This window comes from Rhizobium sp. BK176 (assembly GCF_024808055.1).
On sequence record NZ_JANUBV010000014.1, the window covers coordinates 21471 to 47029 of the forward strand.

At 60.4% G+C, this 25559-nt stretch carries 28 protein-coding genes; 11 read left to right on the top strand and 17 right to left on the bottom strand.

Going from position 1 to position 25559, the window contains the following annotated elements:
- Nucleotides 1-19: 19 nt before the first annotated feature.
- Both FHT76_RS29530 and FHT76_RS29535 read right to left on the bottom strand, forming a co-directional pair.
- Nucleotides 20-721, bottom strand: coding sequence for a DNA alkylation repair protein (locus FHT76_RS29530; protein ID WP_183862743.1), 702 nt, complete (start codon nucleotides 719-721; stop codon nucleotides 20-22).
- Nucleotides 718-1587 carry an NAD(P)-dependent oxidoreductase gene (locus tag FHT76_RS29535; protein WP_183756368.1) on the bottom strand — a complete coding sequence of 290 codons (870 nt, stop codon included), beginning with the start codon at nucleotides 1585-1587 and terminating at the stop codon, nucleotides 718-720. Before FHT76_RS29535 ends, FHT76_RS29530 begins: the two co-directional genes overlap by 4 nt.
- Nucleotides 1588-1841: 254 nt before the next feature.
- On the opposite strand from FHT76_RS29535, the gene FHT76_RS29540 reads away from it, so the two are divergent.
- The 4 genes from FHT76_RS29540 to FHT76_RS29555 all read left to right on the top strand — a co-directional run bounded on the left by FHT76_RS29540 (nucleotide 1842) and on the right by FHT76_RS29555 (nucleotide 5793).
- On the top strand, nucleotides 1842-2807 hold the full coding sequence (locus tag FHT76_RS29540) for an aliphatic sulfonate ABC transporter substrate-binding protein (RefSeq protein ID WP_183756369.1): 966 nt from the start codon (nucleotides 1842-1844) through the stop codon (nucleotides 2805-2807).
- Nucleotides 2808-2836: 29 nt separating this feature from the next.
- Complete coding sequence (gene ssuD / locus FHT76_RS29545; protein WP_259128382.1) at nucleotides 2837-4012, top strand: FMNH2-dependent alkanesulfonate monooxygenase; 1176 nt, start codon at nucleotides 2837-2839, stop codon at nucleotides 4010-4012.
- 109 nt (nucleotides 4013-4121) lie between these two features.
- A complete protein-coding gene (gene ssuC, locus FHT76_RS29550) occupies nucleotides 4122-4958 on the top strand; it encodes an aliphatic sulfonate ABC transporter permease SsuC (protein WP_183862739.1) in 837 nt (278 codons plus the stop codon).
- 10 nt (nucleotides 4959-4968) lie between these two features.
- Nucleotides 4969-5793 carry an ATP-binding cassette domain-containing protein gene (locus FHT76_RS29555; protein WP_183862737.1) on the top strand — a complete coding sequence of 275 codons (825 nt, stop codon included), beginning with the start codon at nucleotides 4969-4971 and terminating at the stop codon, nucleotides 5791-5793.
- A gap of 265 nt (nucleotides 5794-6058) precedes the next feature.
- On the opposite strand, the gene FHT76_RS29565 is transcribed toward FHT76_RS29555, so the two are convergent.
- The 5 genes from FHT76_RS29565 to FHT76_RS29585 form a co-directional block, all read right to left on the bottom strand.
- On the bottom strand, nucleotides 6059-6535 hold the full coding sequence (locus tag FHT76_RS29565) for an SRPBCC family protein (RefSeq protein WP_183862735.1): 477 nt from the start codon (nucleotides 6533-6535) through the stop codon (nucleotides 6059-6061).
- A 7-nt stretch (nucleotides 6536-6542) separates the two neighbouring features.
- On the bottom strand, nucleotides 6543-6878 hold the full coding sequence (locus FHT76_RS29570) for a helix-turn-helix transcriptional regulator (RefSeq protein WP_183862733.1): 336 nt from the start codon (nucleotides 6876-6878) through the stop codon (nucleotides 6543-6545).
- The gene (locus tag FHT76_RS29575; protein ID WP_183862731.1) at nucleotides 6875-7558 is read right to left on the bottom strand and encodes a glutathione S-transferase family protein; all 684 of its coding nucleotides are present in this window, start codon (nucleotides 7556-7558) and stop codon (nucleotides 6875-6877) included. Before FHT76_RS29575 ends, FHT76_RS29570 begins: the two co-directional genes overlap by 4 nt.
- A 90-nt stretch (nucleotides 7559-7648) precedes the next feature.
- Nucleotides 7649-9256 (bottom strand): hypothetical protein, encoded by a 1608-nt coding sequence (locus tag FHT76_RS29580; RefSeq protein ID WP_259186158.1) that lies wholly within the window; start codon nucleotides 9254-9256, stop codon nucleotides 7649-7651.
- A 127-nt stretch (nucleotides 9257-9383) separates the two neighbouring features.
- Nucleotides 9384-10199, bottom strand: a complete 816-nt coding sequence (locus tag FHT76_RS29585) for a class I SAM-dependent methyltransferase (RefSeq protein ID WP_259186159.1) — start codon at nucleotides 10197-10199, stop codon at nucleotides 9384-9386.
- A gap of 124 nt (nucleotides 10200-10323) precedes the next feature.
- Here FHT76_RS29585 and FHT76_RS29590 point away from each other — a divergent pair, with 124 nt between their 5' ends.
- The gene (locus FHT76_RS29590; RefSeq protein ID WP_183862725.1) at nucleotides 10324-11046 is read left to right on the top strand and encodes a DUF2270 domain-containing protein; all 723 of its coding nucleotides are present in this window, start codon (nucleotides 10324-10326) and stop codon (nucleotides 11044-11046) included.
- Between the two features lie 17 nt (nucleotides 11047-11063).
- On the opposite strand, the gene FHT76_RS29595 is transcribed toward FHT76_RS29590, so the two are convergent.
- The 4 genes from FHT76_RS29595 to FHT76_RS29610 all read right to left on the bottom strand — a co-directional run bounded on the left by FHT76_RS29595 (nucleotide 11064) and on the right by FHT76_RS29610 (nucleotide 14010).
- Nucleotides 11064-11330: an usg protein gene (locus FHT76_RS29595; RefSeq protein WP_016554211.1), complete on the bottom strand. Its 267-nt coding sequence runs from the start codon at nucleotides 11328-11330 to the stop codon at nucleotides 11064-11066.
- A gap of 159 nt (nucleotides 11331-11489) precedes the next feature.
- Complete coding sequence (locus FHT76_RS29600; protein ID WP_183862723.1) at nucleotides 11490-12320, bottom strand: ABC transporter permease; 831 nt, start codon at nucleotides 12318-12320, stop codon at nucleotides 11490-11492.
- Entirely contained in the window at nucleotides 12317-13120 is an 804-nt protein-coding gene (locus FHT76_RS29605) for an ABC transporter permease (RefSeq protein WP_016554209.1), read from the bottom strand. The genes FHT76_RS29600 and FHT76_RS29605 overlap by 4 nt, the downstream gene beginning before the upstream one ends.
- Nucleotides 13121-13233: 113 nt before the next feature.
- Complete coding sequence (locus tag FHT76_RS29610) at nucleotides 13234-14010, bottom strand: ABC transporter substrate-binding protein (RefSeq protein WP_016554208.1); 777 nt, start codon at nucleotides 14008-14010, stop codon at nucleotides 13234-13236.
- 323 nt (nucleotides 14011-14333) lie between these two features.
- Here FHT76_RS29610 and FHT76_RS29615 point away from each other — a divergent pair, with 323 nt between their 5' ends.
- Nucleotides 14334-16595 carry an OmpA family protein gene (locus tag FHT76_RS29615; protein WP_183862721.1) on the top strand — a complete coding sequence of 754 codons (2262 nt, stop codon included), beginning with the start codon at nucleotides 14334-14336 and terminating at the stop codon, nucleotides 16593-16595.
- 90 nt (nucleotides 16596-16685) lie between these two features.
- Here FHT76_RS29615 and FHT76_RS29620 read toward each other — a convergent pair whose 3' ends face one another.
- Genes FHT76_RS29620 through FHT76_RS29635 form a run of 4 tightly spaced genes read right to left on the bottom strand, consistent with a single transcriptional unit; the run spans nucleotide 16686 to nucleotide 19560 of the window.
- The gene (locus tag FHT76_RS29620) at nucleotides 16686-17474 is read right to left on the bottom strand and encodes a GNAT family N-acetyltransferase (protein ID WP_183862719.1); all 789 of its coding nucleotides are present in this window, start codon (nucleotides 17472-17474) and stop codon (nucleotides 16686-16688) included.
- Nucleotides 17475-17496: 22 nt separating this feature from the next.
- Nucleotides 17497-18012, bottom strand: coding sequence for a molybdopterin-guanine dinucleotide biosynthesis protein B (gene mobB / locus FHT76_RS29625; protein WP_183862717.1), 516 nt, complete (start codon nucleotides 18010-18012; stop codon nucleotides 17497-17499).
- The gene (gene mobA / locus FHT76_RS29630) at nucleotides 18012-18644 is read right to left on the bottom strand and encodes a molybdenum cofactor guanylyltransferase MobA (RefSeq protein ID WP_183862715.1); all 633 of its coding nucleotides are present in this window, start codon (nucleotides 18642-18644) and stop codon (nucleotides 18012-18014) included. Before mobA ends, mobB begins: the two co-directional genes overlap by 1 nt.
- 7 nt (nucleotides 18645-18651) lie before the next feature.
- Complete coding sequence (locus FHT76_RS29635; RefSeq protein ID WP_183862713.1) at nucleotides 18652-19560, bottom strand: DMT family transporter; 909 nt, start codon at nucleotides 19558-19560, stop codon at nucleotides 18652-18654.
- A 202-nt stretch (nucleotides 19561-19762) separates the two neighbouring features.
- Here FHT76_RS29635 and FHT76_RS29640 point away from each other — a divergent pair, with 202 nt between their 5' ends.
- A complete protein-coding gene (locus FHT76_RS29640) occupies nucleotides 19763-20533 on the top strand; it encodes an SDR family oxidoreductase (RefSeq protein WP_183862711.1) in 771 nt (256 codons plus the stop codon).
- Between the two features lie 21 nt (nucleotides 20534-20554).
- Here the strand turns inward: FHT76_RS29640 and moaA are convergent, their stop codons facing one another.
- Nucleotides 20555-21601 carry a GTP 3',8-cyclase MoaA gene (moaA, locus tag FHT76_RS29645; protein ID WP_183756385.1) on the bottom strand — a complete coding sequence of 349 codons (1047 nt, stop codon included), beginning with the start codon at nucleotides 21599-21601 and terminating at the stop codon, nucleotides 20555-20557.
- 134 nt (nucleotides 21602-21735) lie between these two features.
- On the opposite strand from moaA, the gene FHT76_RS29650 reads away from it, so the two are divergent.
- Together FHT76_RS29650 and FHT76_RS29655 are read left to right on the top strand one after the other, a co-directional pair.
- On the top strand, nucleotides 21736-22110 hold the full coding sequence (locus tag FHT76_RS29650) for a gamma-butyrobetaine hydroxylase-like domain-containing protein (RefSeq protein ID WP_183862709.1): 375 nt from the start codon (nucleotides 21736-21738) through the stop codon (nucleotides 22108-22110).
- A gap of 26 nt (nucleotides 22111-22136) precedes the next feature.
- Nucleotides 22137-23318, top strand: a complete 1182-nt coding sequence (locus FHT76_RS29655) for a low temperature requirement protein A (protein ID WP_183862707.1) — start codon at nucleotides 22137-22139, stop codon at nucleotides 23316-23318.
- 105 nt (nucleotides 23319-23423) lie between these two features.
- Here the strand turns inward: FHT76_RS29655 and FHT76_RS29660 are convergent, their stop codons facing one another.
- Entirely contained in the window at nucleotides 23424-23891 is a 468-nt protein-coding gene (locus FHT76_RS29660) for a MarR family winged helix-turn-helix transcriptional regulator (protein ID WP_259128428.1), read from the bottom strand.
- Nucleotides 23892-23936: 45 nt separating this feature from the next.
- Here FHT76_RS29660 and FHT76_RS29665 point away from each other — a divergent pair, with 45 nt between their 5' ends.
- Complete coding sequence (locus FHT76_RS29665) at nucleotides 23937-24890, top strand: alpha/beta hydrolase (protein WP_183862703.1); 954 nt, start codon at nucleotides 23937-23939, stop codon at nucleotides 24888-24890.
- Between the two features lie 50 nt (nucleotides 24891-24940).
- On the top strand, nucleotides 24941-25552 hold the full coding sequence (locus FHT76_RS29670; protein WP_259186160.1) for a pyridoxamine 5'-phosphate oxidase family protein: 612 nt from the start codon (nucleotides 24941-24943) through the stop codon (nucleotides 25550-25552).
- Nucleotides 25553-25559: the final 7 nt, after the last annotated feature.

Genomic DNA, 25559 nt, shown 5'->3' on the forward strand with positions numbered 1-25559 from the left:
CAACACGACTGAGGCGCGGTCATCGTTCGGCGGACTTTCGTTCCACCCTGGCAATGACCTTCTCGCTTGTCAGTTCCCGCACGGCATCCTTCCCGATCCAGCGCGCGGTCCGGTCGCTGGATGCGGCGAGGCTTTCCGCGACCGCGAGTGCCTTCGCGTGGCAATACAGATTGCGTTTGCCCATGTTCCTCAGCGCCCAGTTCACCGCCTTGCGCACAAAATTGCGTGGATCGCCAGCATGCAACTCAATGAGAGGAAGCCACGCCAACAGGGTTTCGTCCGGTTCCTTCTTCATATGAACTGCAGCGCTCGCGATCATGGCAAAGGCGGTTCGCCGAACAAACTCACGATCGTCGGCCGCGAACTCCGATATCAGCGCCTCGAGACGGGCTTCGACATAGAGGTCTGCCGCGGTATCGACGATCTCCCACGAGGCGAAGTCATCGGACCATGTTCTTGCAAGGTCCGGCGTCAACCTTTTAGGTTCGGCCGTATAGAGCGCCAGTAGGCGCGCCTCGCGGACGTTGCTTTGCCAAAGCTCAAGCGAGCGAGCGTGATTTCGCTTCACTATCCTCGCGATCTTTTGCAGATCCGGATTGGAGATCCCAAGCGCGGTTTCGGTGACGATCCCGAAACGGGCCATGCCTGATATGATTTCCTCAGAGCGCAGCGTCCGCAGATGCGCGATGAGCTCTGCTGCGCTGGAGGAGGGGACGATCATTTCTCCAATCGAGCCAGCAGCGAGGACGTATCCCAGCGATTGCCGCCCATGGCCTGAACGTCACCATAGAATTGGTCGACGAGGGCTGTCACTGGCAGCTTCGCGCCGTTGCGGCGCGCCTCGCTGAGGACGATGCCGAGATCCTTACGCATCCAGTCGATGGCGAAGCCGAAGTCGTACTTGCCCGCGTTCATGGTCTTGTGGCGGTTCTCCATCTGCCAGGAGCCGGCCGCGCCCTTGGAGATGACCTCAACTACCTTCTCGATATCGAGGCCGGCGCGCTTGCCGAAATGAATGCCCTCAGCAAGTCCCTGCACGAGACCGGCTATGCAGATCTGGTTAATCATCTTGGTGAGCTGGCCGGCACCGGCCGGTCCCATGAGGCCAGCCATGCGGGCATAGGCATCGATCACCGGCTTCGCCTTGTCGAATGTGGTTTCTTCACCGCCGCACATGACCGTCAACACACCATTCTCGGCACCTGCCTGTCCGCCCGATACCGGGGCGTCGATGAAGGCACAGCCCTTTGCTTTCGCGGCGGCATCGAGCTCGCGGGCAACTTCCGCGCTTGCGGTCGTGTTGTCGATGAGGATAGCGCCCGGCTTCATCGTCAGGAGAACGCCGTCCTCGCCCGTTGTCACCGAGCGGAGATCGTCGTCGTTGCCGACGCAGGTGAAGACGAAGTCCGCATCCTTCGCCGCTTCTGCCGGCGTTGGGGCGGACTTGCCGCCGAATTTCTCCACCCAGGCAGCCGCCTTTTCCGTGGTCCGGTTGTAGACCGTGACATCGTGGCCGCCTTTCACCTTGAGATGGCCAGCCATGGGGAACCCCATTACGCCAAGACCGATGAATGCGACTTTTGCCATGTGTCTATCCTTTCCCGAATGCAGGGCATGAGGATTAGCCGAAAGCACGGCGCCCGAAAAGCCGTCGGAAGAGCCAGCAACATCTGGAGGGAAAAATTTTCCCCGAAAGGGCCGAATGCTGGTTCGGATAATCCCGCAAGCGCCAAAAGATAATAAATATAAATGTCGATCGATTTAATGGGGTTTATCAAGATTGAAACATCGAAACGCTGGAGCGGCGACGGACAAGGCCGACTCCCAACGAGGGAACGACGATGATTTCACGACGTCAGACATTGGGGCTTTTCGGCGCGGCGGCGGCAACGGCGTTGCTCCCCGGGATCAAAGGCGCGCGTGCGGCGGCGACCGAATTTCGGATCGGCTGGCAGAAAAATGGCGTTCTGGCTCTGGCCAAGCGCCGCGGCGCGCTGGAGAAGCGATTGGCTGATCGCGGCATCACCGTCAGCTGGTCGGAGTTCACCTCGGGCCCACCGCTGCTTGAGGCGCTCGGCGCCGGTGCGCTCGACTTCGGCGCGACGGGTGATGTCCCCCCGCTTTTCGCGCAGGCCGCCGGTGGTCACCTCTACTATGTTGGACTTTATCGAGGCAGCCCGGCCGGCTCGGCGATCCTTGTCAGGAAGGACTCGCCGATCAAGTCGCTGGAAGATCTGAAGGGCAAGAAGGTTGCCTTCAAGCGCGGCTCGAGCGCCCATAACGTCACGGTAAAGGCACTGCGCAAGGTTGGGCTCGCGCCTGAGGATATCGAGGGCGTCGATCTCAGCCCAGCGGACGCCGCAGCCGCCTTCAAGAATGGCAGCATCGAGGCTTGGTCGATTTGGGATCCATATCTCGCAATCGCGGAGGCGGATCCGGAAACGCGCATCCTGACAACGGCCGAAGGCATCGTCGACTCCTACAGCTTCTTCCTGGCGAATGCCGAATTCACCGACGCAAACGGCCAGGTCATCACCGATGTGCTTGATGAGCTGACGCAGGTCGGGCGGTCTGCACAGAGCAATCTCGATCAGACAATCAAGGAGCTCTCCGAAATCACCGGCGTGCCGCCCGAAGTGACGCGTGTGACGCTGACGCGAGCTGGGGCCGACCTCGGCAGTGTTTCCGGCATTACGGATGCGGCTGCGGCTTATCAGCAGGGGCTGGCCGATGAGTTCTACAAGCTCGGCATCGTCCCGAAGCAGTTGAACACCGGCGACATCGTCTGGCGCGCCAAGGCAAGCTGATTTCTATTCCGACTAGAAGGCATCATTCCATGACCGGCAAACACGATCCCATCAATTTCCTCTGGTTCATCCCGACCTCGGGGGACGGCGCCTATCTCGGTTCGAACGAGCAGACGCGTGCGCCCGAGATCGGCTATCTCACCCAGATCGCCCAGGCGGCCGATCGACTTGGCTACTCCGGCGTGCTGCTGCCGACAGGCGTCGCCTGTGAAGAATCCTTCGTGACGGCGGCAGCACTTGCCGCCAAGACCGAGAGGCTGCAATTCCTGGTCGCCATCCGCCCGGGCACGGCGTCGCCGGCTTACTACGCTCGCCTGACGACAACGCTGGACCGCATCTCGAATGGCCGCCTGTTGCTTAACATCGTTGTCGGTGGCAGTCCGGAGGAGCTGGCCGGCGACGGCATTCATCTGGCCCATGACGAGCGCTATGCCCATGCCGATGAGTTCTTCACGGTGTTCGAAGAGCTGCTCGAGAAAGGCGTCGCGAGCTATGACGGCAAGTACATCAAGGCAACGAATGCGAAGCTTGGTTTTCCCTCAGTCCAGAACCCGCGTCCGCCGCTCTATTTCGGCGGTTCGTCGGATGCCGGCATTGATTTCTCGGTTGGTCGCGTTGACAAGTACCTGACCTGGGGGGAGCCACCTGCACAGGTCGCCGAAAAGGTCGAGAAGGTGCGCGCGGCCGCTGCGAAAAAAGGCCGTGAGGTGAGCTTCGGCATTCGCCTGCACTTCATCGTCCGCGAGACAGATGAGGAAGCATGGGCGGCGGCCGATCGCCTGATCTCGAAGCTCGACGATGAGACGATCCGCGAGGCACAGGAGCGCTTCGTGAAGGAATCCGATTCGGTCGGTCAGAAGCGCATGGCAGCGTTGCACGGCGGCAGGCGCGACAAGCTGGAAGTTTCACCGAACCTGTGGGCCGGTGTTGGCCTGGTGCGCGCCGGTGCAGGAACGGCACTGGTCGGCTCGCCGAAGACAGTGGCCGCGCGGCTGCGCGAGTATCAGGACGTCGGCATCGATACCGTCATCGGGTCCGGTTACCCGCATCTCGAGGAAGCCTATCGTGTGGCCGAGTTATTGTTCCCGGAACTCGGGATCGCACGCGACGAGCAACGGCACGGCTTCCAGACCGATTTCGCCAAGCATCAGGTCTTCGGTGGCGGCAGCCATGGGGGAAACCTGAAGGTAGTTTCCGGCTCCTGACCCGCCAGATGGCGCCGCCCGCTATCGGGCGACGCTTCTTGATTGATGACCACACCCCCATGCCTCTCCGAAGTTGAGGTGGAGCAAGCAGCAGCGAGGAAAAACCTTCATGTCGACTTTCGACACGCCGATTGGGCGGGCACTAACCGACCGCGTTGAACGCAAGGGAAATATCCGTCTGCCTCTTCCGGGGCGAGATAAGCTGTTGCCCTTCCTCGTGCCCGTGGCGATCATCGCCGTATGGCAACTGGCCTCTTCGGCCGGTTGGATCTCCTCCCGCATCATGCCGTCACCGGCGGATGTAGCCGTTGCATTCTGGTCGACGACCGCCACAGGGCAGTTGCCACACGATATCCTCGTCAGCGCCGGCCGAGCCTTTGCCGGTCTGCTGGTTGGCGGCTCGATCGGTTTCCTGCTCGGCATCGCCAATGGCGTCTCGAAAATCTCCGAGCAGCTGACGGATACGACGCTGCAGATGCTGCGCACGATCCCGCATCTGGCCATGATCCCGCTGGTCATCCTCTGGTTCGGGATCGGCGAAGAATCCAAGTTGTTCCTGACTTCGCTCGGCGTGCTCTTTCCGATCTATCTCAACACCTATCACGGCGTCCGCAACGTCGACCGTGACCTGATCGAAATGGGCCGCGTCTATGGTATGAGAGGCTGGACGTTGTTCAGGAAGGTGATCTTTCCCGGCGCCCTGCCGTCCATCTTCGTCGGCCTGCGCTACGCACTCGGCATCATGTGGTTGACCTTGATCGTATCGGAATCGATCGCTGCTTCGTCCGGTATCGGTCACATGGCGAACAACGCGCGCGAGTTCATGATGACGGACATCGTGGTGCTGGCGCTGGTGATCTACGCCATCCTCGGCAAGCTTGCCGATGTTGTCGCCCGGGCGCTCGAACGTCGAGCGCTCAAGTGGAACCCGGTTTATCAGAAGTAGGAGAGGCGTCGTGACCATCATTGCGCATGAACGTTTTCAAGGGGCCGCTGACGAGTTCGAATACGAGTCCGATCGTGCGACGCCGGAACGCACCGGGGCCGCGACGATTACCCTGAGAGCACTTGAGAAGAGCTTCGGCGGCAACCGTGTGCTGCGCGGCATCAATCTCCACATTCCGGCCGGGCAGTTCGTCGCGGTTATCGGCAAGAGCGGTTGCGGCAAGAGTACGCTCCTGCGCATTCTGATGGGGCTCGATGAGCCGACGAGCGGTGAACTGCACTTTGAAAACGCAGACGGTGCGGATGCCCAAGGGAACGCGAGGATCGTGTTTCAGGAGCCGCGCCTGCTCCCTTGGTTGAGCGTTGCCAAAAATGTCGCGGTCGGGCTCGGCGATGGCGTCGATAAAGGTGCCGCCCTTGGGGAAGCCGAGGCGGTGCTTGCCGAGGTGCAGCTTGTCGAAAAAGCAAACGAATGGCCGGCCCGTCTCTCAGGCGGACAACGGCAGCGTGTTGCGCTGGCGCGGGCACTGGTGAGCAAGCCGGGCGTACTGGCGCTCGATGAACCGCTCGGGGCACTCGACGCATTGACACGGATCAGCATGCAGGAGTTACTCAATCGCGTCTGGCGAGAATTGGGCTTTACGGCCGTGCTGGTCACGCATGACGTCAGCGAGGCTGTGCATCTCGCCGATCGTGTGATCGTGCTCGAAGAGGGGCGCATTGCGCTCGATCTGGCGATTCCCTATCCGCATCCGCGCAGACACGGCAATCCCGCACTGGCAGAGCTTGAAGGGCGGCTGTTGGCGGCGATCCTGGGAACGGAGACCGCTCAGTGAATTTTTGACCACGGCGGCCTCAAGGGCGACTAGAACAAAAATCTAGCGGCGGTAGCAATCACCAGAAAGCCTACGACGACCCAGGCCGCTGCCCATGCGACCGTGTGGTTGGCCCTTGCCAGGACTTCGGGTCTAGGTTCGCGCTTGGGATTAAACTTGTGCCGCCTTTTCTGGGCGGTTCCGGTTTGGGAAGGCCTCTTTCCTGCGCTCATGCCGTCTTACTCGCAGTGGGATTGTTCGGACAGCAATCTAGCATGAAAGCGGCTCAGTGTGTTGTGCTGCTCTCGCGTTCGACATAGGCCTGGATGCGGTCGACCAGAATCTCGGTTCCTTGCCGGCGGGAACCGCCGTCGGTGTAACCGTCAAGGAAGACCACCTGTTCCGTGAAGAGCATGGTTGTCCCTGATGGCGTCGCCTCGAAGGTGATTGTTGCGAGCGATGCCGAAATGCGTGTTTCGCCGAGCTTCATGTCATAGGCATAGATGATGCGCGCCTGCTGCACGATATCGATATAGCGCGCCTCATAAACGTGTGGGACTCCATCGCTGTCGGCGACGCGGTTTCGCTCCTGGCCGCCGACGCGGAAGTCGAGGCTGTATTCGAGGGACACCCATTCATCGTGGCAGGCGAACCACTGGTGCTTGGCGTCCGGATCTGCCCAGGCGGCAAAAACGCGTGAAACGGGAGCCCGCATCTTTCGCTCGATCGCGAACGTCTCGTGCATGGAGGAATACGTCGTCATCGCTTCATCACTCCGGTTTTTGCTCATCTGCCAGGAACTGCTCCAGGCGATCGAAAGTCTTGTTCCAACCCGCCTTATGCGCTGCAAGCCAGCGTTCCATCTCTGCCAATGCGTCCCTTTGCAGGCGATAGGTCCGAACACGGCCGCTCTTTTCCGATCGGACAAGGCCGCTTCGCTCCAGGACCGCCAGGTGCTTCATGACCGTCGGGAGCGCCATCGACAACGGTTCGGCCAGTTCGGACACCGAGGCAGGGCCGTGGCCGAGACGGTCGACCATGCCGCGCCGACTGCGGTCCGACAGCGCGTGGAACATCTGATCGAGAGCGGCGGGTTCGTGCATCATTTTGCGGCTTCATCTGGCCGGAAGCGGGCAGGCAGCCGTTCACGATAGGGATAGAACTTGAAGTACGGACGCGCCTCCTCAAGGACCCGGGCGAAGGAGGCGCGCGCAAGAAGTCTGTCGTAGTAGCCCTGCAGCCTCGGCTGGTCCACGAAAGGAACCAGTGTCTCGGCGTAGAAGAGGGCGGGAGCGGCCGCACAATCGGCCATGGTGAAGCTGTCTCCGGCGATCCACAGGCAATCGTCAAGCTGCCGCTCGATCATTCCGTAGGCTTTGCGTAGCGCCGCCTGGGCGTCCGCCACGCGGCTCGGATCGCCGCCGCCACGCAGCCGCTCCGCGACGATCTGCTGCATCGGTTCCTGCACGTGCAGGTCGAAGAGCCGATCCCACAGCCTGACCTGGAGCGCTTCATCAAAATCGTTCGGGATAAGCGGTCTTGCGCCCGGATAATAGCGATCAAGATACTCTATGATGATCGTCGTTTCCGGCACGGTGCGGCCCCGGGTTTCGTCGCGCAGTACCGGCATTTTTCCGAGCGGCCAGACACTGAAGAAGGCAGATCTGGACGCCTCGCTCCCGAGATCGACGTGCACGGCCTCAAACGGCGTGGCGTTTTCGTAGAGGGCGATCAGGACCTTGTGGCAAAAGGATGCAAGCGGGTGACTGTGGAGGAAGAGCGACATGAGGCCAGCCTTTCACGCTGTTTGAAACTTGCGTGATTGGCTAAGTATCAGGTCGTGACCCCATATTCAACGAAAAAGTTGCGTGATTAGCTAACTATTGACGGGTTGAGGAGGTGCCGGCCCGTTGTCCAGTCGCTTCGAGCGATTGCCTAGATCATCCGACATCTCTTGCCAGATCCGCCGTAGCCGCCGAACGTGGAGGTCGTCAGCGATCCATCCGATCAAGTGCTCCACGCAAGCCTTCGTTTTCGCTGGATTCTCGGTGATGGTTCGGCAAGCCCAGGTAAAATATTCATCGACAGTTGCTGCTTGGATGGGCGGAAGAGCAGATGCCGAAGGACTGTCTCCTGGTGGCAGCGAATTTGTGGGTTCATTGCGTATGATAAACGCGTTGAGGCCGCCAAGTTCGCCGATCCTGCGCGCGTCTGCGGTAACGGCAAAAAGAACGCCCGCATAGATCTTATCGAATTCGTCGGGCCCTGCTTTTTCGGTGGGCGCAGCCTCCCGTCCTCCGTAGTCGATGGCGCGCTCCAGATCGAAGACAGTGCGGATGTTCAGTTGCTTCAGCATCAGATACTTAGGGAGGCCCAGCATATTGCAGAGCTGCGCCTGTCCGACCCAGTCAATCGTCTGATAGATGCCGTAAGGCGACTCGATGTGAAGCTGGATCGGATTGTAGGTGGCAAGGTTCTGGACGTCGTAGATGCCGCACTCCTCGAGCCTGAAGCGGGTGGCGTAGTCGATCCCGTCGAGCACATCCAGAGGGGTGACACGGGTCACTGGATAGAAGCGGTCGTCGTCCATCTTTATCCACGAGATGATCGACTGCATCTTGATGAGCAGGAACTTGGTCGCGCTCTGCGGCGCTAGACCCAGCAAGGGAGCAAGCGCAAGCCACACCCATGAAATATGGGTACAATCGCGTGCTCCGTCGCCGCCCGCGCCCAGCGTTCCCAGCAGGCGTGTCGGATCGGTGAAGGCGACGTAGAGGAAGATTACGATCGCTACGGAGGCAAATATCTCCGCTGTCTGCCAGATAATTGTGTAGGCGGAGAGATCAAAGACTGCGAGGCTGCGAATGAACTGGCGGATCGCTGCAATAAAGGCGCCTGCGAATGCCAGCGTGCCTATGATCCGGATCTGACCCAGGAAGGCGTTCGGTGGGCAGCACGTGGTTGTTGCGCCACATATTGGGGCGCCCTCGACACCTGCAACCTGCAGCCCGGTTTCAAGCGCCTTGAGCAAGCTGCCAAACCCAAAATAGCAAATGACCATGAAGCCGAGCGCGGAAAGAAACAGCCGGAGGTCGCCCGCGTTGCCGATGATGCGCGACGACCGCATCCGCCTTTCGATCTCCTTGATCAGGCCCTCGGAACCGAGCCGGATCGGTTGGTCGTCCGGTTCGCGCAGATCGGATAGATATTTCGATGTCACAAACTCGAGGGCCGGATTGCTACCCGGCCTGTCCGATGGAACGCCGGCCCTCGCTGGGTCCTGGTCCCTCGTTGTCGGATAGGAGGCTATGAAGTCCGAAATGATACGCAGGCGTCGCACGCGTATGTCATTGCGCGCGTAGATGAGCAGCAGGGGGATAAAGACTGCCAAAAGCAAAACCGGCCACTGGATGTCCAAGTCGTGCAATTCCGAATGGAGCCAGCGCAGTAAGTTAGCGATGTTGAATGGTTGCGACTCTCCCATGCGACCTCTCCCCAGGGTTGCTCTGAGAGGTTCAGCCTCAAATGGTCACTCGTCTACCAACGAGACGCAATTGGTGGTTGTATTTTGCCGTAAAACCCTGTGTCGCGCGGATATTTCGCGACTGCCATCAGCCACGTCGCGCAATCACCAGATGGCCTGGACTCGGAAGGCCTTCTTGCATGCGAACGTTGATCTCCCTCATTTCGACGAGCGTGAAGCCGGTTGCCGCCAGCCTTTCGCGAATATAGGTCGCCGAATGGAGGAAGCGCTGATGAGGTCCGACCATATACGGCTGGCCGTTTCCCGAAGCCTCGGAAAGTTCCTCCGATGAGAAGATGAAGAAACCATCCGGGTTCAGATTTTCCGCCGCGCCGAAGAACAGCGGTTCGAGCGCGCCGAGATAGGGCAGGACGTCCGTTGCGGTGATGAGGTCGAACGGGTCCTCGTCATTGTCGTCGAGGAAATCTTCTACCTCCGCGACGAAGAGCGTTTCGTAGTGCTCCTTTTCATGGGCGATCTCGACCATGTTTTCGGAGATGTCGATCCCGGTCATATCTTCGCAGAGATCACCGAGCGCGCTGCCGGTGAGGCCAGTACCGCAGCCAAGATCGAGCATGCGCTTAAAGGGGCCGAGTTTTAATTCCTGCAGCCGTTGGCGGACCATCATCGGCACATGGTAGCCGAGCTGTTCCACGAGGACATCCTCGAAGACTTCGGCATGCTGGTCGAACAGGGTCTCGACATAGGCGTCGGGCGCCTTGGTCGGCGTCTCGCCACGGCCCATGGAAGCGATCCGCACGGCGGCACCGCCATGATCTTCCGGATCGATGGCGAGGACCTCTTCATAGGCCTTCACGGCGGCGTCAACGTCGCCCGCCTTCTCGAGTGCAAGTGCCCGGTCATAGGCTTCCGCGAGTGCGTCTTCGTCGATCTTCTTGGCCATAGCAATTCACCATCATTTTATTCCAAAGCTGCGTCTACGGCGACTGAATGTCTTTTGCAATGGCGACGTTCGAGGAGCAAAGTAAGTGTCCTCTAATGAACAAGAACAAAATGGAGGAAATGCCATGGTCGCCGAAGTCAGCAAGGCAAATTTCGAGAAGGAGTTGGATAGTCTGCGCCCGGCGCTCCCGGCAACTCCAGGCGAGATCACGAATACGCTCAGCCACTATTACCGCGGTGAGCTCGGCCGGATGATCAGCTGGCGGGATCGCATCGACCGCACATCGAATTGGGCGATCACCGTGGCGGCGGCGCTGCTTTCGGTTTCACTTTCGACACCGAGTTCGCATCACGGCGTGCTGCTTTTCGGGATGATGCTGATTACGTTGCTGCTGCTCATCGAGGCCCGTCGCTATCGTTTCTTCGACATTTATCGTGCCCGCGTACGGAAGCTTGAGCGAGGCTATTTCGCACAGATCCTGGCGCCGAATGGTGATTTCAAAGCCGATTGGGCCGGCGCGATTGCCAAGAGCTTGCGCAATCCGCAATTTCTGCTGAGCTACCACGGGGCGGTAAAGCGTCGACTGCGGCGAAACTATTGCTGGATGTACCTGATCCTGCTGCTCGCATGGTGCTTGAAAATCACGACACCCAAGCTCCAGACCGAAGGCAATCCGCTGACGCAGACACATTCCTGGACCTATGTGGTCGAGAACGCGGCACTTGGGCCAATTCCCGGCTGGGCAGTGCTCTGCGTCGTTGTATTGGCCTATGCCGGCATCCTCTATGGCACACTGCACCGAGAGATGGACGAAGACGAGTTCGTCAAAGGGGAGGCTCATGTCTGACCGGCCGTGCGGCCCGATCAGTTGATTATGAATTCACCTCTCAGCGCGCGCCATTCGGTGGCCGAGATCAGTTTGCGGTGAATGTAGCGCACCGAATGCAACGGCCCGTCGAGCTTCTCCTGCCAGAACTTCAGGAAACTGCGCATTTCTGGAAAGTCCGGAGCAAGGTCGTAGTCCTGCCAGATATAGGTCTGGAGGATCGTTCGGTGATCCGGCATCCGGTAGATAATTTGGGCCGTCGTCAGGCCGTAGCCTTGCAGCTGCCTTTCCATGTCCTTGTGCATCGTCGTCTCGCTTCTGGTTCCAATGATCGCGTATTAGCGATCCATAAAATGGAACCACGATAAGCTTAACCCAAGCTTGACGAATTGCTAGTGTCTCATGGATTTATCTTTTAATTTCAAGTCGTTGGCAGCTGTCGGCAGTGAGTGCTGCCAACCTCTTCAGCGCTTCAGGTGGCGGGTGAGGCGGCGCTCGATCCAAGCCCAGAGATGGCGCAGCGCCTCGACCATGCTGAGGTAGAAGATCGCCGCCCAAAGGTATGTCTGGTAATCGAAGGTGCGCGAGAAGGCGTAGCGCGTTTCACCCATCAGGTCGAGAACGGTGATGATCGCGACGACCGCTGAGCCCTTGATCAACAAGATGATCTCGTTGCCGTAGGGGCGCAGGGCGACAATCAGCGCCTGCGGCAGGATGATCTTGCGGAAGGCGATGACCTTGTGGATTCCGAGCGAAGCCGCGGCCTCGTGCTGGCCGCGCGGAACACTCTGGATGGCGCCGCGCAGAATTTCCGCCTGATAGGCGGCCGTGTTGATGGTCATTGAAAACAGGCCGCAAAACCATGCGTCGCGGAAGAACCACCAAAGTCCGACGGCTTCCAACTGCGGCCGGAAGCCGCCGAGGCCGTAATAAATGAGGAAGAGCTGGGCGAGCAGCGGGGTGCCGCGGAACACGTAGACGTAGCAATAGGCGATGCCGTTGATGACCTTGTTCTTCGACATGCGGGCAAAGGCCAGCGGCAAGGAGAGGATGGCGCCAAAGAAAACCGAGATCACCACGAGCATGATCGTCGTGTACAGGCCATGCAGATAGCGGGGACCGTAGCGGGTAAATTTTTCCGAATCCCAACCGCTGACCACCATTGCAATCAGCGCGGCGGCAAGAAGAATCCAGAGAGCGACGACCACGTAACCGGTGATGCGTGCAACGGTGATCGGCTTGTGCGCTTGCTTCGGCGCCGGCTGCGCCGGAATGAGGGTCTGGGCGTGGCTCATCGGCTGATCTCCGATCGCTTGGCCCACCGCTCGATGTAGCTGAGCCCGAAGGAGGAAATAACGGCGAGACCGAGATAGAGAGCGCAGGCAACGGTATAGAAGAGGAACGCCTGCTTGGTGACCTTAACGGCGACGCCTGTTTGGCGCAGGATATCCGCAAGGCCGATGATCGAGACGTAGGACGTGTCCTTGAGCAGGATCATCCAGAGGTTCACCAGGCCGGGCAGGGCGATCCGCACCAGCTGTGGCAGCACGATCAGGAACAGGGTGCGGCCGCGATGGAAGCCCAAGGCGTCGCCGGCCTCGTATTGGCCCTTGGGAATGGCGCGGAAAGCCGAGAGCAGCACTTCGGAGCAATAGGCGGAGAATACGACCGAAAGGGCAATCATGCCCGCGAAGAAGGCATTGATCTCGATGCGGCCTTCGTATCCGAAGGAGGCGAGGACCGACTGGATCAGGATCTGCATCCCGTAATAGATGATGAACAGCGTCAGCAGTTCCGGCAGGCCGCGGAAGATCGTGGTGTAGATGCCGGCGGCCAGGCGGACCGATTTCTCTTCCGACTGCTGGCCGAGTGCCACGAGAAAGCCGATGATCAATCCGATCGGCAGCGTTACCAGAGCGACTGCAACGGTGACCTTCAGGCCGGCGGCGATCTCATCGCCCCAACCAGTGTCGCCGCAGGCCAGGATCGTCGAAGAGCCGAACCAGGTGAAGAGTCCTGCAGGTCCGCAAAGCGGATCGAAGATATGCCCAATCCAGGCCCACAATGAGCCCAGCGCGGAAAATAATCCGCCCATGCCAGTTTTCCCCTCGCGGTTTGTACCGCTTTGATCTTTCCATCCTTGTCAAACAAAAATGGCGGAAGAGCAAGCCTTCCGCCATCAGCTTTATGAGCGACCTACAGCTTTTCTTATTCGCCGTAAACGTTGAAGTCGAAGTACTTGTCCTGGATCTTCTTGTACTCACCGCTGGTGCGGATCGCAGCGATCGCGGTGTTCAGCTTTTCGCGCAGCGCGTCGTCGCCCTTACGGACGGCAATGCCTGCACCAACGCCGTTGATTTCCTTGTCGACCGGGAGCGGCGTCAGGATCTTGCAGCATGCGCCGGCATCCGACTTGACCCACTGCGACAGCACGACGATGTCGTCGATGACGGCGTCAACACGGCCGTTCGCGATGTCGAGCTTGTATTCGTCTGCCGTCGGGTAGAGCTTCAGCTCGGTGTCGGGCAGGTGCTTTTCAGCGTAGTTCGAGTGGGTGGTCGAGGTCTGCGCGCCGATCGTCTTGCCCTTCAGGCCGGCAACGTCGGTGATGGTCGAATCCTTCGGCACGGCGATTGCCGGCGGGGTGTTGTAGTACTTGTTGGTGAAGTCGACGAGCTTCGAGCGCTCAGGCGTGATCGACATGGACGAGATGATCATGTCGAACTTCTTGGCCTGGAGTGCTGGAATGATGCCGTCCCAGTCGCTGCTGACGATGGTGCAGTCGGCCTTCATCTCGGCGCAGAGTGCGCGGGCGATGTCCATGTCGAAGCCCAGGAACTGCCCACTGGCGTCAACATATTCGAAGGGCGGATAGGTCGAGTCCGTGCCGATGACATACTTCTCACCATCAGCCATGGCGGCGCCTGCGAAAAGAGACATCGCGGCGACAGAAGCGGCGGCGAGAATACGGGTGGAGATACGCATGTTAGTCCTCTCTGTTGGTGCTGCCGCTCGTGTTCTTCTTTTGGACGGCGGCTGAGCAGGGCGGCGCTGGGCGCTGCCTTGGCGCGATACTCAAACCTTTTTTTGAGGAATTGCAACTGGAATCGCAGGGGCGCGGCGAACGGTCAACTATGGCGAAGATGAACAATGCCGCACTGCCACATTCATACCGGGTTAATAGTCCAGTTCCTAAGACTCGTGGAACAAATGCAGTCCCCGCGCGGTTTTCGCCGTGGGTGAACGCCCCAAAATCGGACGCGGCCACGACTGCGTCTCAAGAACATAAAGTACAACGAGGAGCCCCTATGGGAATGAAATCCAGATTGTTTGCCAGTGCCGCCTTTCCGCTGTTGTCGCTGTCGCTCGTAATCCCTCCAGTACATTCCTTCGCAGCAGCTGCCAGCGTTGAACAGGTTCGCACATTGCCGCAAGCAGTCGCGGGCAGCTTCGAAGTTGCACAGGATGCGCCATCCGACGAAGAGCTTCTGAAGAAGCACCACAAGCAGCACGGCGGCGGCGGTGAAGAACAGGCGCCGGCCGCCCAGCAGGAGCAGCCACAGCAATCGCAGGAAGCGCCTGCCGAAAAGCCACGCAAGCAGCGTGAGCCGGCAGCAGAGGCACAGCCCGCGCCACAGCAAGAGCCTGTCGTGGAACAGCAATTGCAGGAGGCAGCCCCCGTCGAAAAACCGCGCAAGAAGCGGCAGCCGGCCGCCGAGCAGGCAGAGCCCGCGGCTCCGCAGGAGCAGATAGCCCCGGCCCAGGAACAGCAGTTGCAGGAAGCAGCCCCTGTCGAAAAGCCGCGCAAGAAGCGGCAGTCGGCCTCCGAGCCGGCTGAGGCCGCGGCTCCGCAGGAGCGGATAGCGCCGGCGGCCCAGGAACAGCAGCCTGTGGAAAGCCAGGAAAAGCCACGTCGTAAGCGTGACAAGCAGCCATCGCAGGAAGAGGCCGCGCCGCAACCGCAGCCCGAACAGGGCGCCCCGCAGCAGGAGCAGGCTCAACCGCAGACCGAAGAGCCACAGCAAAAGGGCAAGGGAAGCAAGCAGGCCACGGATGGCTCGGAACAGCCGGTAAAGCCGCGCAAGAAGGCTGCTCAGCAGCAGGAGGCACCGGCAGCCGAAAATACGCCTGTTCCGCAGGAGTCGCCCGCGCCTGAAAAGGCTCCAAAGCCGGAGGCGGCGCCTACGGCCGAAAAGCCGGCGGTTCCCGCGCAGGAGCCGGCGATCGAAGCCCAACCCGGCGGCATGCAGCCAGCTCAGCAGCAGGGTGAGCAGGCTCCCGCGCCTCAGCCAGGCGAGCCGGCTGTTCAGCAGGGGGAACAAGTCCCGGCGCAGCCGACTGACCAGCCGGCAGCCGGTCAGGCAGAACAGGCTATCCCTGCTCCGGAGAAGGTCACGCCCAAGGAGCTTGAGCGTCGTAAGGAGATTGCCGCTGATCCGAGCAAGAGCACGGAAACCGTCGTTCTTCCGGTTGAAAACGGTGCTGCCGTTCTCGATAGCGACAAGGACGCCGATCGCTCCGGTGGGGTCCAGTCGCGCCGTGACCGCGACAGGCAGCGTGGACAGGAGCAGAACTTCCGCGTCCCGAAGTCGGATGCCGACGCCCAGATCATAACCGAAGGCGCCAAGGCCGCTCCGATCAAGATCGAAGCCGTCACCAGCGAAGAGGGCCGGCGCCTCGACAGGCGTCCGCAGTTTGACAGGCCGGAAGGTGCACGTTTCGGTGAGCGCGGCGACGACAATCGCGTGATCATTCAGATCAACAACCAGACGATCGTTCGCGGCGATGACGACAGGCGCTTCCTGCGGGATGGCGAACGTCCGATTTACGAGCAGCTGCCACGGGATCGCTATCGCGAGACCATCGACCGTGACGGCTATCAGATCGTGACGATCCGCAATCGCTATGGCGATATCATCCAGCGGTCGCGCCTCGACAACCGAGGCCGTGAGTCGGTTCTCTACTATTCGCCTGATCTCTACGAAGATCCGGACCGCGGTTACTTCGAGGATCCGGGTCGCGACCTGCCGCCGATGCGCCTGCGCATTCCGCTTGATGACTACATCATGGACACGAGCAGCGACGACGGCCGCGACTACTACGACTTCCTCCGCGAGCCGCCGGTGGAACCGGTAGAGCGTGTCTATTCGCTGAACGAAGTGAAGTACTCGGCACGTATCCGCGACAAGGTTCGCCGTATTGACCTCGATACGATCACCTTTGCGACGGGCAGTGCCGAAATCCCGATGAGTCAGGCGCGCAGCTTGCGCAAGGTTGCAGATGCCATCAATGAGGTCCTGCGCAAGGATCCGTCGGAAACCTTCCTGATCGAAGGTCACACGGACGCTGTGGGGTCTGACCAGAGCAACCTCGTCCTGTCGGATCAGCGCGCTGAATCCGTCGCGAACGTCATGACCGACGTTTACGGCATCCCGCCCGAAAACCTAGCAACGCAGGGCTACGGCGAGCGTTACCTCAAGGTCAATACGCAAGGACCGAACCAGGAAAACCGCCGTGTCACCATCCGCCGCGTGACGGCGCTCGTTCGCCCGGTCGCTTCGCGCAACTGAGCTGACGGCCAGAGTTGACGGGAAAGCCGCCGGGAGACCGGCGGCTTTTTCTTTTGCTCGCGCTGCAATGTTGGTGGCGGTTGCCGAGCCTCAGGTCGTAAAGCGGGCGTCGACGATTGGCGTTGCAAGCCCGCAAAGAATACTGGGATCGAGGCGGAGGCCGCAGGCCTCAATCATCCGGCGTGAAATGATGTTGTCAGCGTGGACGAACTCAACCACTTCGTCGGCTCCCAGCGTTTCGAAGGCCGCTCTGACCGCTAGGGCATTGATAAGCCGACCAAGCCCCTTTCCACGCTGTTGCGCCGCGACGGCGATCAAACCGACCCAGGCGGTGCCTGAGTGTTTGCTGTGGGTGTTGAAAGGCATATTCGCGTGAGCGGTTGCGACGACATGACCTTGAGCGTCAGCGAGGGCGATGGTGACCGCGGGGACTATGTTGCCAGCCAGCATGGCGCCTGAAAACGGCGCTATGCCATTTTCCGCCATGCATGTCTGAATAGCTCCGACAGCGTCGTCGCCGGGATCGGCCGTCAGATTGACACGCGTCAGGCCACCGGGAATGTCATCCTTCAGGATCGCAGTGCAGGCTCGTGTCGCCGCCGTGCGATCGGCCCTGCAGACACTCCACACGTCAACGCGATAGGACGGCCCCAGCTTCAGGCGGATGTCCTCGATGCGTGTTGCCGACATCATGCGGAAGCCGAAGACGCCGTCCTGGGCGAGGCGCTCGTCGACAAATGCCCAGTCGATGAGGTCGAAGTTGTCGACCGAGAAGAACCGCCCGGCTTGCACAAGGCCCGGCGTGGCAGCGATTTTAGGCTGCGCCTCGTCGGACTGACGCTGCAAGCGCTGCTGCTTTTCCGTGCCGTAGTAGGTCATTGCTCCCTCGCAACAGGGTTTTCTACTTTGCAGGTAGTTCCACTATTCCCGAAATGAAGTCCGCGATCGCCCTGGTGTCGTCCAGATTGAAGACCGGCAGAAAGCCTTCGGCGATCGGGTGATCGGTCGCAATGGCGACGATGAAAGGATCCGTCGGCGCGAGAGGTTCCTGGTTCGCGGAGTCAAAACGGCGGGCTTCGATCTTTGGAATCGGCTCGCGCTTATAGCCCTCGATCAAGACGAGGTCACAGGGCGCGATGCGGCCAAGGATTTCTTCGAATGTCGGCTCCGGGGCGCCGCGCAACTCGTGCATGATGGCATAGCGCGTCCCGGAAACGATGGTGACTTCGTGCGCGCCGGCCTGCCGATGGCGGTAGCTGTCGGCGCCGACCTTGTCGATGTCAAAGTCATGATGGGCGTGCTTGATTGTGGAAATGCTGTAACCACGGCTGGTGAATTCCTCGACGAGGCGGACAGCCAAGCCCGTCTTGCCCGAGTTCTTCCAGCCGGCGATGCCAAAAACCTTCGGCTTGTCCATCAGACCAGCACCTTGAGCCAGCGTTCCGCCTCTTTGAGGTCGTCAGGCGTGTTGACGTTGAAGAACGGATCGAGGAGGCTCGCCCGTGTCGGACGCAGCGGGAAGTCAACTTCCCTTACGTCATGCCGTAAGAGGAAGTCCCGAACACGGCGTTTTTCATCGGTGGCAATCCAGGTTTCGAGATCATCGGCAAGTTTAACGGGCCATAGGCCGAACACCGGATGACTGCGGCCTTCAGAGGCGGCAATACCAATCTTCAAGGGCGCGTCGATGGCGCCTGCAAGCCAATCGACGAGGTCGTTGGGAAAAAACGGGCTGTCGACAGAAACCGTCATCACGTGCGTCACCCCCCTCAGCGTTGCGCCGTAGGCCATCGCCGCGTGAATGCCAGCCATCGGTCCCGCTTTGCCGGGAATTATATCAGGAATGAACAAATGCCGGCAGTTTTCCGGCGTCGCATCGGCATTGACCGCAAGGGTGCTCACTTGGGGCTCAAGCTGTTCGATGACGCGCTCGAGCAGGCTGCGGCCGCTGAGGCGCACGGAGGCTTTGTCTCGGCCCATGCGGGAAGAGCGCCCCCCCGCCAGGACCACACCCGGTATATTGGATCTATCTAGTGCAAAATCGTTCATGATTGCCTCAGACGGGTGTTCTCGGCTCGGATTCCTGGGCGACTGGCGGCACATGGCGCTTGGCTTCACGATAGAACGTGTAGAGGCCGGACGCTATGACCACTGCAGCACCCATCAGCGTCCAGAGATCGGGAAACTCCGCAAAGAAGACGAAGCCCAGCAATGTCGAGAAGATTAGGCTGGTGTAGCGGAATGGCGCCACGAAGGAGATTTCCCCCGTTCGCATCGCCATGATCACCGACTGATAGCCAATCAGCACCAGAATGGCGGCGAGCAGCAGATGGGACAGCGATGTCATGCTGACTGGCTCCCAACCGCCAAGCAGCGGCGTCAGCAAGGCGCCGACGACCGTCACGGAGACGGCCGTTACCACTGTGATCATCAGCGAAGGGATCTCGCGCCCAATACCGCGGGTGGCGAGGTCGCGGCCGGCTGTGGTGAGGACGCTGCCGACGCAGAGGAGGGCGGCGGCCGTAAAGCCTTCCGGTCCGGGCCGGATGATGATCAGCACGCCAATCAGGCCGACGAGGATGGCCGACCAGCGACGCCAACCGACAGGCTCGCGGAAGAACAGCGCCGCACCGAAAGTAACAACCAGCGGAAGCGATTGCAGGATGGCGGACGCGTTTGCGATCGGCATCATTCCAAGAGCGGTAATGTAAGTCACCGCTGCCAGTATCTCGCAGATGACGCGGATGATGATCATCGGTTTGAGGATGATGCGCCACGGACGCAGCGCCCCCATGTGACGGGCAATAAGGTAGACGAAAATGCTCGTGAACAGGCCGCGCAGACACATGATCTGGCCGGCATTCATCGAGGCGATAACTGACTTGGAAAGTGCGTCGCTGCAGGAAAATCCGGCCATGGCCGAACTCATGTAGATGGCGCCCTGGGTATTGCGGGACCGCGGCATGTCGATATTCCGATTCTCGTACACGTCCTTTTAGAAGGTGCCTGTCGCCAAGGGAATCGATCGAAAGCCACAGTCGCGATAATTCGATTGCGCAGTGCACAATGACCCAGGCGGTGCGGGCAGGCGAGGGCAGGAAACGGGTGGCTGCGCGCCCCGATGTCTGAGATTTGGAATACCGCAAACAACAAGCGGAGGTTCCGAGATGAGATATCTGGATGGCAAGGTTGCGATCATAACCGGGGCGAGCTCAGGCATCGGCCGGGCAGCAGCCAAACTCTTTGCAGCCGAAGGCGCACGGCTCGTCGTTGCGGCCCGACGCGAGGCCGAACTCGGCATGCTGGTCGAAGAGATCGAGCGCGCGGGTGGCGAGGCCGTAGCCGTTGCCGGTGACGTGCGCGAGGAAGCTTTGAACCGGCGGCTGGTCGAGGTGGCGGTCGAGCGCTTCGGCGGTCTCGACGTCGCCTTCAACAATGCCGGCGGCACCGGCGAATCAGCGCCGGTGGCAGACCTTTCGCTGGCTGGCTGGAACGAAATGCTGGCGCTCAACCTGACGAGTGCGTTTCTCGCAGCGAAATACCAGGTGCCGGCGATGATTGACCGCGGCGGTGGATCGATTGTCTACACCTCGACCTTCGTCGGCCATACGGCGGGGATGCCAGGGATGGGCGCCTATGCGGCGAGCAAGGCCGGACTGACCGGGCTGGTGCAGGTGCTTGCCGCCGAACTCGGTCCAAAAAACATTCGCGTCAATGCGCTGTTGCCAGGTGGCACCGACACCGCGCTGAACCCGGCGAACTTCGAAAACCCGGATATGCAGCTGGTCGCCTTCATCCATGGCCTGCACGCGTTGAAGCGCCTGGCGCAGCCGGAGGAAATCGCCAAGGCAGCACTTTTCCTGGGATCGGATATGTCAAGCTTCGTGACCGGCACGTCGATGCTGGCAGATGGCGGGGTCTCGATCAACCGGACCTGATCTGCTTGAATTCAGTGGGCGTCACCCGCCGGTGACGCTCATGTGGCGGGCGACGGCCGGGCGGTTATGGGTGCGGTCGATGATGAAGTCGTGACCCTTCGGCTTGCGCGAGATCGCCTCGTCGATCGCCGCATAGAGCAGCCCATCGTCCGGGGTGGCGCGGACGGCGGCGCGCAGGTCGGCGGCGTCGTTCTGGCCGAGGCACATGTAGAGCGTCCCGGTGCAGGTCAGCCGCACGCGGTTACAGCTCTCGCAGAAATTATGGGTCATCGGCGTTATGAAGCCGAGTCGGCCGCCAGTTTCCTTCACTTCGACATAGCGGGCAGGGCCGCCGGTCCGGTAGCCAATGTCGGAGAGCGTGAACTGTTGTTCGAGATCGGCCCTGAGCTTCGACAGCGGCAGGTAGCGGTCCGTCCGGTCTTCCTCAATCTCGCCCATCGGCATGGTCTCGATGACGGTCAGATCCATGCCGCGGCCATGCGCGAAGCGGATCATCTCGGGCATTTCGCTGTCGTTGAAATCCTTCAGCGCCACCGCATTCAGCTTGACCTTGAGACCGGCCTTCTGGGCCGCCTCGACGCCCTCCATCACCTTGTGGAAATCGCCCCAGCGCGTGATCTGACGGAACTTGTCGGGGTCGAGCGTATCGAGCGAGACATTGATGCGGCGAACGCCCGACGCGTAGAGTTCATCGGCGAAGCGGGAAAGCTGCGAACCGTTGGTGGTCAGCGTCAGCTCGTCGAGACCAGAGCCGATTTGCTTGCCGAGCTCGCGCACCAGATACATGATGTTCTTGCGCACCAGTGGCTCGCCGCCAGTGAGCCTCAACTTGCGCACGCCCTTTGCGATGAAGGCCGAACAGAGCCGGTGCAACTCTTCGAGCGTCAATAGCTCCTGCTTCGGCAGGAAGGTCATGTGTTCGGCCATGCAGTAGGTGCAGCGGAAATCGCAGCGGTCGGTGACGGATACGCGCAGATAGGTCACGGCCCGCTGGAAGGGGTCGATCATTGGTTTCGCCTCTGCAACCAGTGGCGATGCGCTGCCTGTCGTTCCGACGTTGCTGTTCACGAATGCCTCCGCAATGCTACTAATGTGCGTATAGGCTATTGCCACGTCAAGGGAAACGCTGTCGGGAGCGGCAAATTACGCTTGCCTCGCCAAGCGCCATTGCCTACTCGTCATTTTTGAAGGGGAGTGGGATCATGAGCGATATCTGGCCGACCGAACTCAGAGTTTCAAAAGACCGGCAGCACCTCGTCGTCACGTTCAACGATGAGAGAAGCTTCGATCTTTCCGCGGAGATGCTGCGCGTGCTTTCGCCGTCGGCGGAAGTGCAGGGCCACGGGCCGGGACAGAAGGTGACGGTTCCCGGCAAGCGCAATGTCGCGATCATCTCGCTGACACCGACCGGCAACTACGCCGTGCGCATCGGCTTCGACGACATGCATGATACGGGCATTTATACGTGGACCTATCTGCGCGAACTCGGCGAGCATGGCGCAGAGCTATTCGCCGCCTATGAAGACGAGTTGCGGGAGAAGGGCATGGATCGCGACACGTCCGAGAAGCCGCGCTGAACGACAACAGCTAGAAGGGGGACTGCATGACGGGAACGAGCAAACGAAACTGGCTGCGGAACAAGGGCAGCAGCAGGGTCACCTTCCTCGAACTGTTTTTTGATCTGGTCTTCGTTTTCTCGATCTCGCAGCTCTCGCATGCGCTTGCAGCACATTATACGCCACTCGGCGCCGCCGAAGCCGGGTTGATGACCTTCGCAGTCTGGTGGGTTTGGATATTCACCGCCTGGGCTACGAACTGGCTCGATCCCGACAAGATGCCCGTGCGGATTATGCTTGGGGTTTTGATGCTGCTCGGCCTCGTTCTGTCCGCGTCCATTCCGGAAGCCTTCACTGACAAGGGACTGCTGTTCGCAGGCGCTTACGTTTTTATGCAGGTCGGCCGATCGCTGTTCACGACATATGCCTTTAAGGATCAGAGCGCTGCCAACTGCCGCAACTTCTTGCGTATCAGCACCTGGTTCATCGTTTCCGGTGTCTTCTGGATCGTCGGCGGCTTCCTGGAACATGAGGCGCGGTTGATCGCGTGGGTGATTGCGCTTGCCATCGAGTATGCCGGGCCGGCGAGCGGCTTCGCAGTGCCGGGGCTTGGCAAGTCGAATGCGACTGAGTGGGACGTGTCCGGCGCACATATGGCCGAGCGTTGCGCGCTATTTGTCATCATCTGCCTCGGTGAGGCGGTGCTGGTTTCGGGGCGGACATTCTCGGAAATGCCGTTCTCAACACTGACGGCGGTTGTCTTCGTCACCGGCTTCATAGGCACGGTGGCGATGTGGTGGCTCTATTTCCGTTTTGGCCACGAGCGGGCGGCGCATCGGATCGAGCACGAAGAAACGCCGGGAAGCTTGGCGCGCCAGGCCTTTACCTACGCCCACATTCCGATCTTGGCGGGCATTATTGTCCACGCCGTTGCGGTCGAGTTCATGTTCTCGCATCCGCACGAGTCCGGCAACCTTGGCGTCATGGCATCGGTGCTCGGCGGCTCAGGGCTGTTTCTGGCCGGCAATCTGTGGTTCAAGGGAGCGACCAGCGGACGCATGCCACTCTCGCATCTGGCAGGCTTGGTGCTGCTGATCCTGCTTGCGTTCATCGCACCGTTCATCGAGGTTTATCTCGCCGGCATTCTCGCGACCCTGGTGCTGATCATCGTGGCTGCGTGGGAGTATCGATCGCTTGCCGGGCAGACCGTCGGTCACACGGTTCACTAGAGCCTTTGAAGCGTTCCGTTGGCTCAAACGAGTCGCATGGCCGGTCGACCATTCGGCCCGTTTCAGCCAAAAGAACGCTTCAATTTAACCCTGAAAGGCTCGAGGTCAGTCTTCGTCGACAAGGTCGCGCTGCAACAGGCGGATGATCCGCTCCATCGAGCCTGCCATCGCCATGCATTGCTCGATCGGCTCGGGTGAAAGCACACGCTCGATGAGATCGGTCTGGATGACCATGGCCTTCTCGGTGACGTCCCGGCCTTCCGGCGTCAGGAAGAGACGCAGCACGCGCTTGTCCTTCTCATCGCCGCGCCGTTCGATTAATCCGCGCTTTTCCATCTGCGGAAGCAGCATGCTCATGTTCGAGCGACCGACCAACAGCTTGCGGGCAAGCTCCTGCTGCGAAATGCCTTCAAAGCGGTAGAGATTGATCAGAATGTCGAGATGCGGAGTCTTGATATCCAGTTCGGCGAGCGAGCGACCGAGCGACTGCTGCATCAGCTGGCAGGCGCGGGCGACGGCGATCCAGCTGCGAAAACGCGGATGATCCCAGGGCAGGGATTGATTTTTGTTCATCGTTGTACTTTATTGTTCAGTGTTGAACATTGTTGGATTCCCACTATGACAAGCTTTGCGCTGAAGGTCACCCGCCTCGGATTCTCTCTGTTGCAGTCGGTTTCGCCGCGCATTGCCGGGAAGGCGGCGTTCAGCCTCTTCTGCATGACGCCCTCGGCAAAGCCGAAGGGTGACAAGGCAAAAGCGGCACATGCCGCCGGCGCCTGGAAGCTTGCCGGAGCTGAGCGGTTCACGCTCCGCCTTGCCGGCGGCGGAAAAGCCCATGCCTATCGGTTGAATGGTGGCGCTCTGGGACGCCGCCCTCGCTATCTCGTGACGCACGGCTGGGGATCGAGCAGCGCCTACATGGCTGATCTTTTGGAGACGCTGGCTGCCTCGGGTGCAGAGGTGATTGCGGTCGATTTTCCAGGTCATGGACGCGCGGCCGGGCGGGTTCTGCACATGGGAATGGCGGTGAAGGCCATAGAGGCTGCAGAGCGACGGTTCGGCGCCTTCGACGCGGCGATCGGCCATTCCTTCGGTGGAGCCGCTCTGATGGTGGCCGCGTCCGGCATGCTGCCGGGCGTGCCTGCCGTCGTGCCGGAGAAGCTGACGTTGATCGGCTCGCCGAGCGAGATGCACTGGCTGTTCAAGGACTTCGGCAAGATGATCGGGCTCCGGCGGAAAGCGCAGGATGTGCTGGAGAATGAGGTACGGCGTGTCACCGGCCGGAGGCTGGAGGAATTCGATGCAAGCAAGGCGGCAGGCGCGATCCGACGTCCGGTACTGATCGTGCATGCCGAGGATGACAAGGAAGTAAGCCACATCCATGCTCGGCGCTATGCGGCGGCAGGCGACGCTGTGCAGCTCTATTGGGCGAATGGCTTCGGGCATCGTCGGATCGTCGCGGCGCGGCCGGTATTCGACGCGATCACTGGTTTCCTTGGCGAGGGAGCCGTCAGCAAAGATGCTGAGATCATTCCTCTTTTCGAGCTTCCGGCACGGCGCATGTCATTGTAACGTCACGTGAGGCAGCTAAAGGCCGCCTCCGACAACATGGCAGGACAATCATGAAAATCATTGAAACGGTAGAGGACCTCGCAGCGATCTACGCTGGCGGTCTGACGCAGGCATCCGTGGCCAAGGTGACGGACTATCTGACACCTCTCTACCGAGAGATGATCGAAGCATCACCCTTCGTGGCGCTGGCGACGGTGGGACCCGAAGGAGTAGACTGTTCGCCGCGCGGTGACATCGGCGGCGTCGTGCGCATTGTGGACGATAGGACGCTGCATATGCCGGACTGGCGTGGCAACAACCGCGTCGACTCGCTCTCCAATATCGTGCGCGACCCGCGCCTGGCGCTGATGTTCCTCGTTCCTGGCTCGAACACCACGATGCGCATCAACGGGCGGGGCGTCGTGACGAATGACGAAGCGGTTCTGACCAGCTTCGAGATGGACGGAAAGCATCCGCGGACGGTGATCGTCATCACGATTAATGAGGTCTATTTCCAATGCGCCCGGGCGCTGATCCGTTCCGAGATATGGAACCCGGAAACATTCGTTGACCCGAAGAGCCTGCCGACACCCGGGATGATGCTGAAAGCGGCAACCGGGGATTTCGACTACGAAACCTATGATCGCGAGTGGCCGGAGCGCGCAGCCAAGACAATGTGGTAGCGTCAGA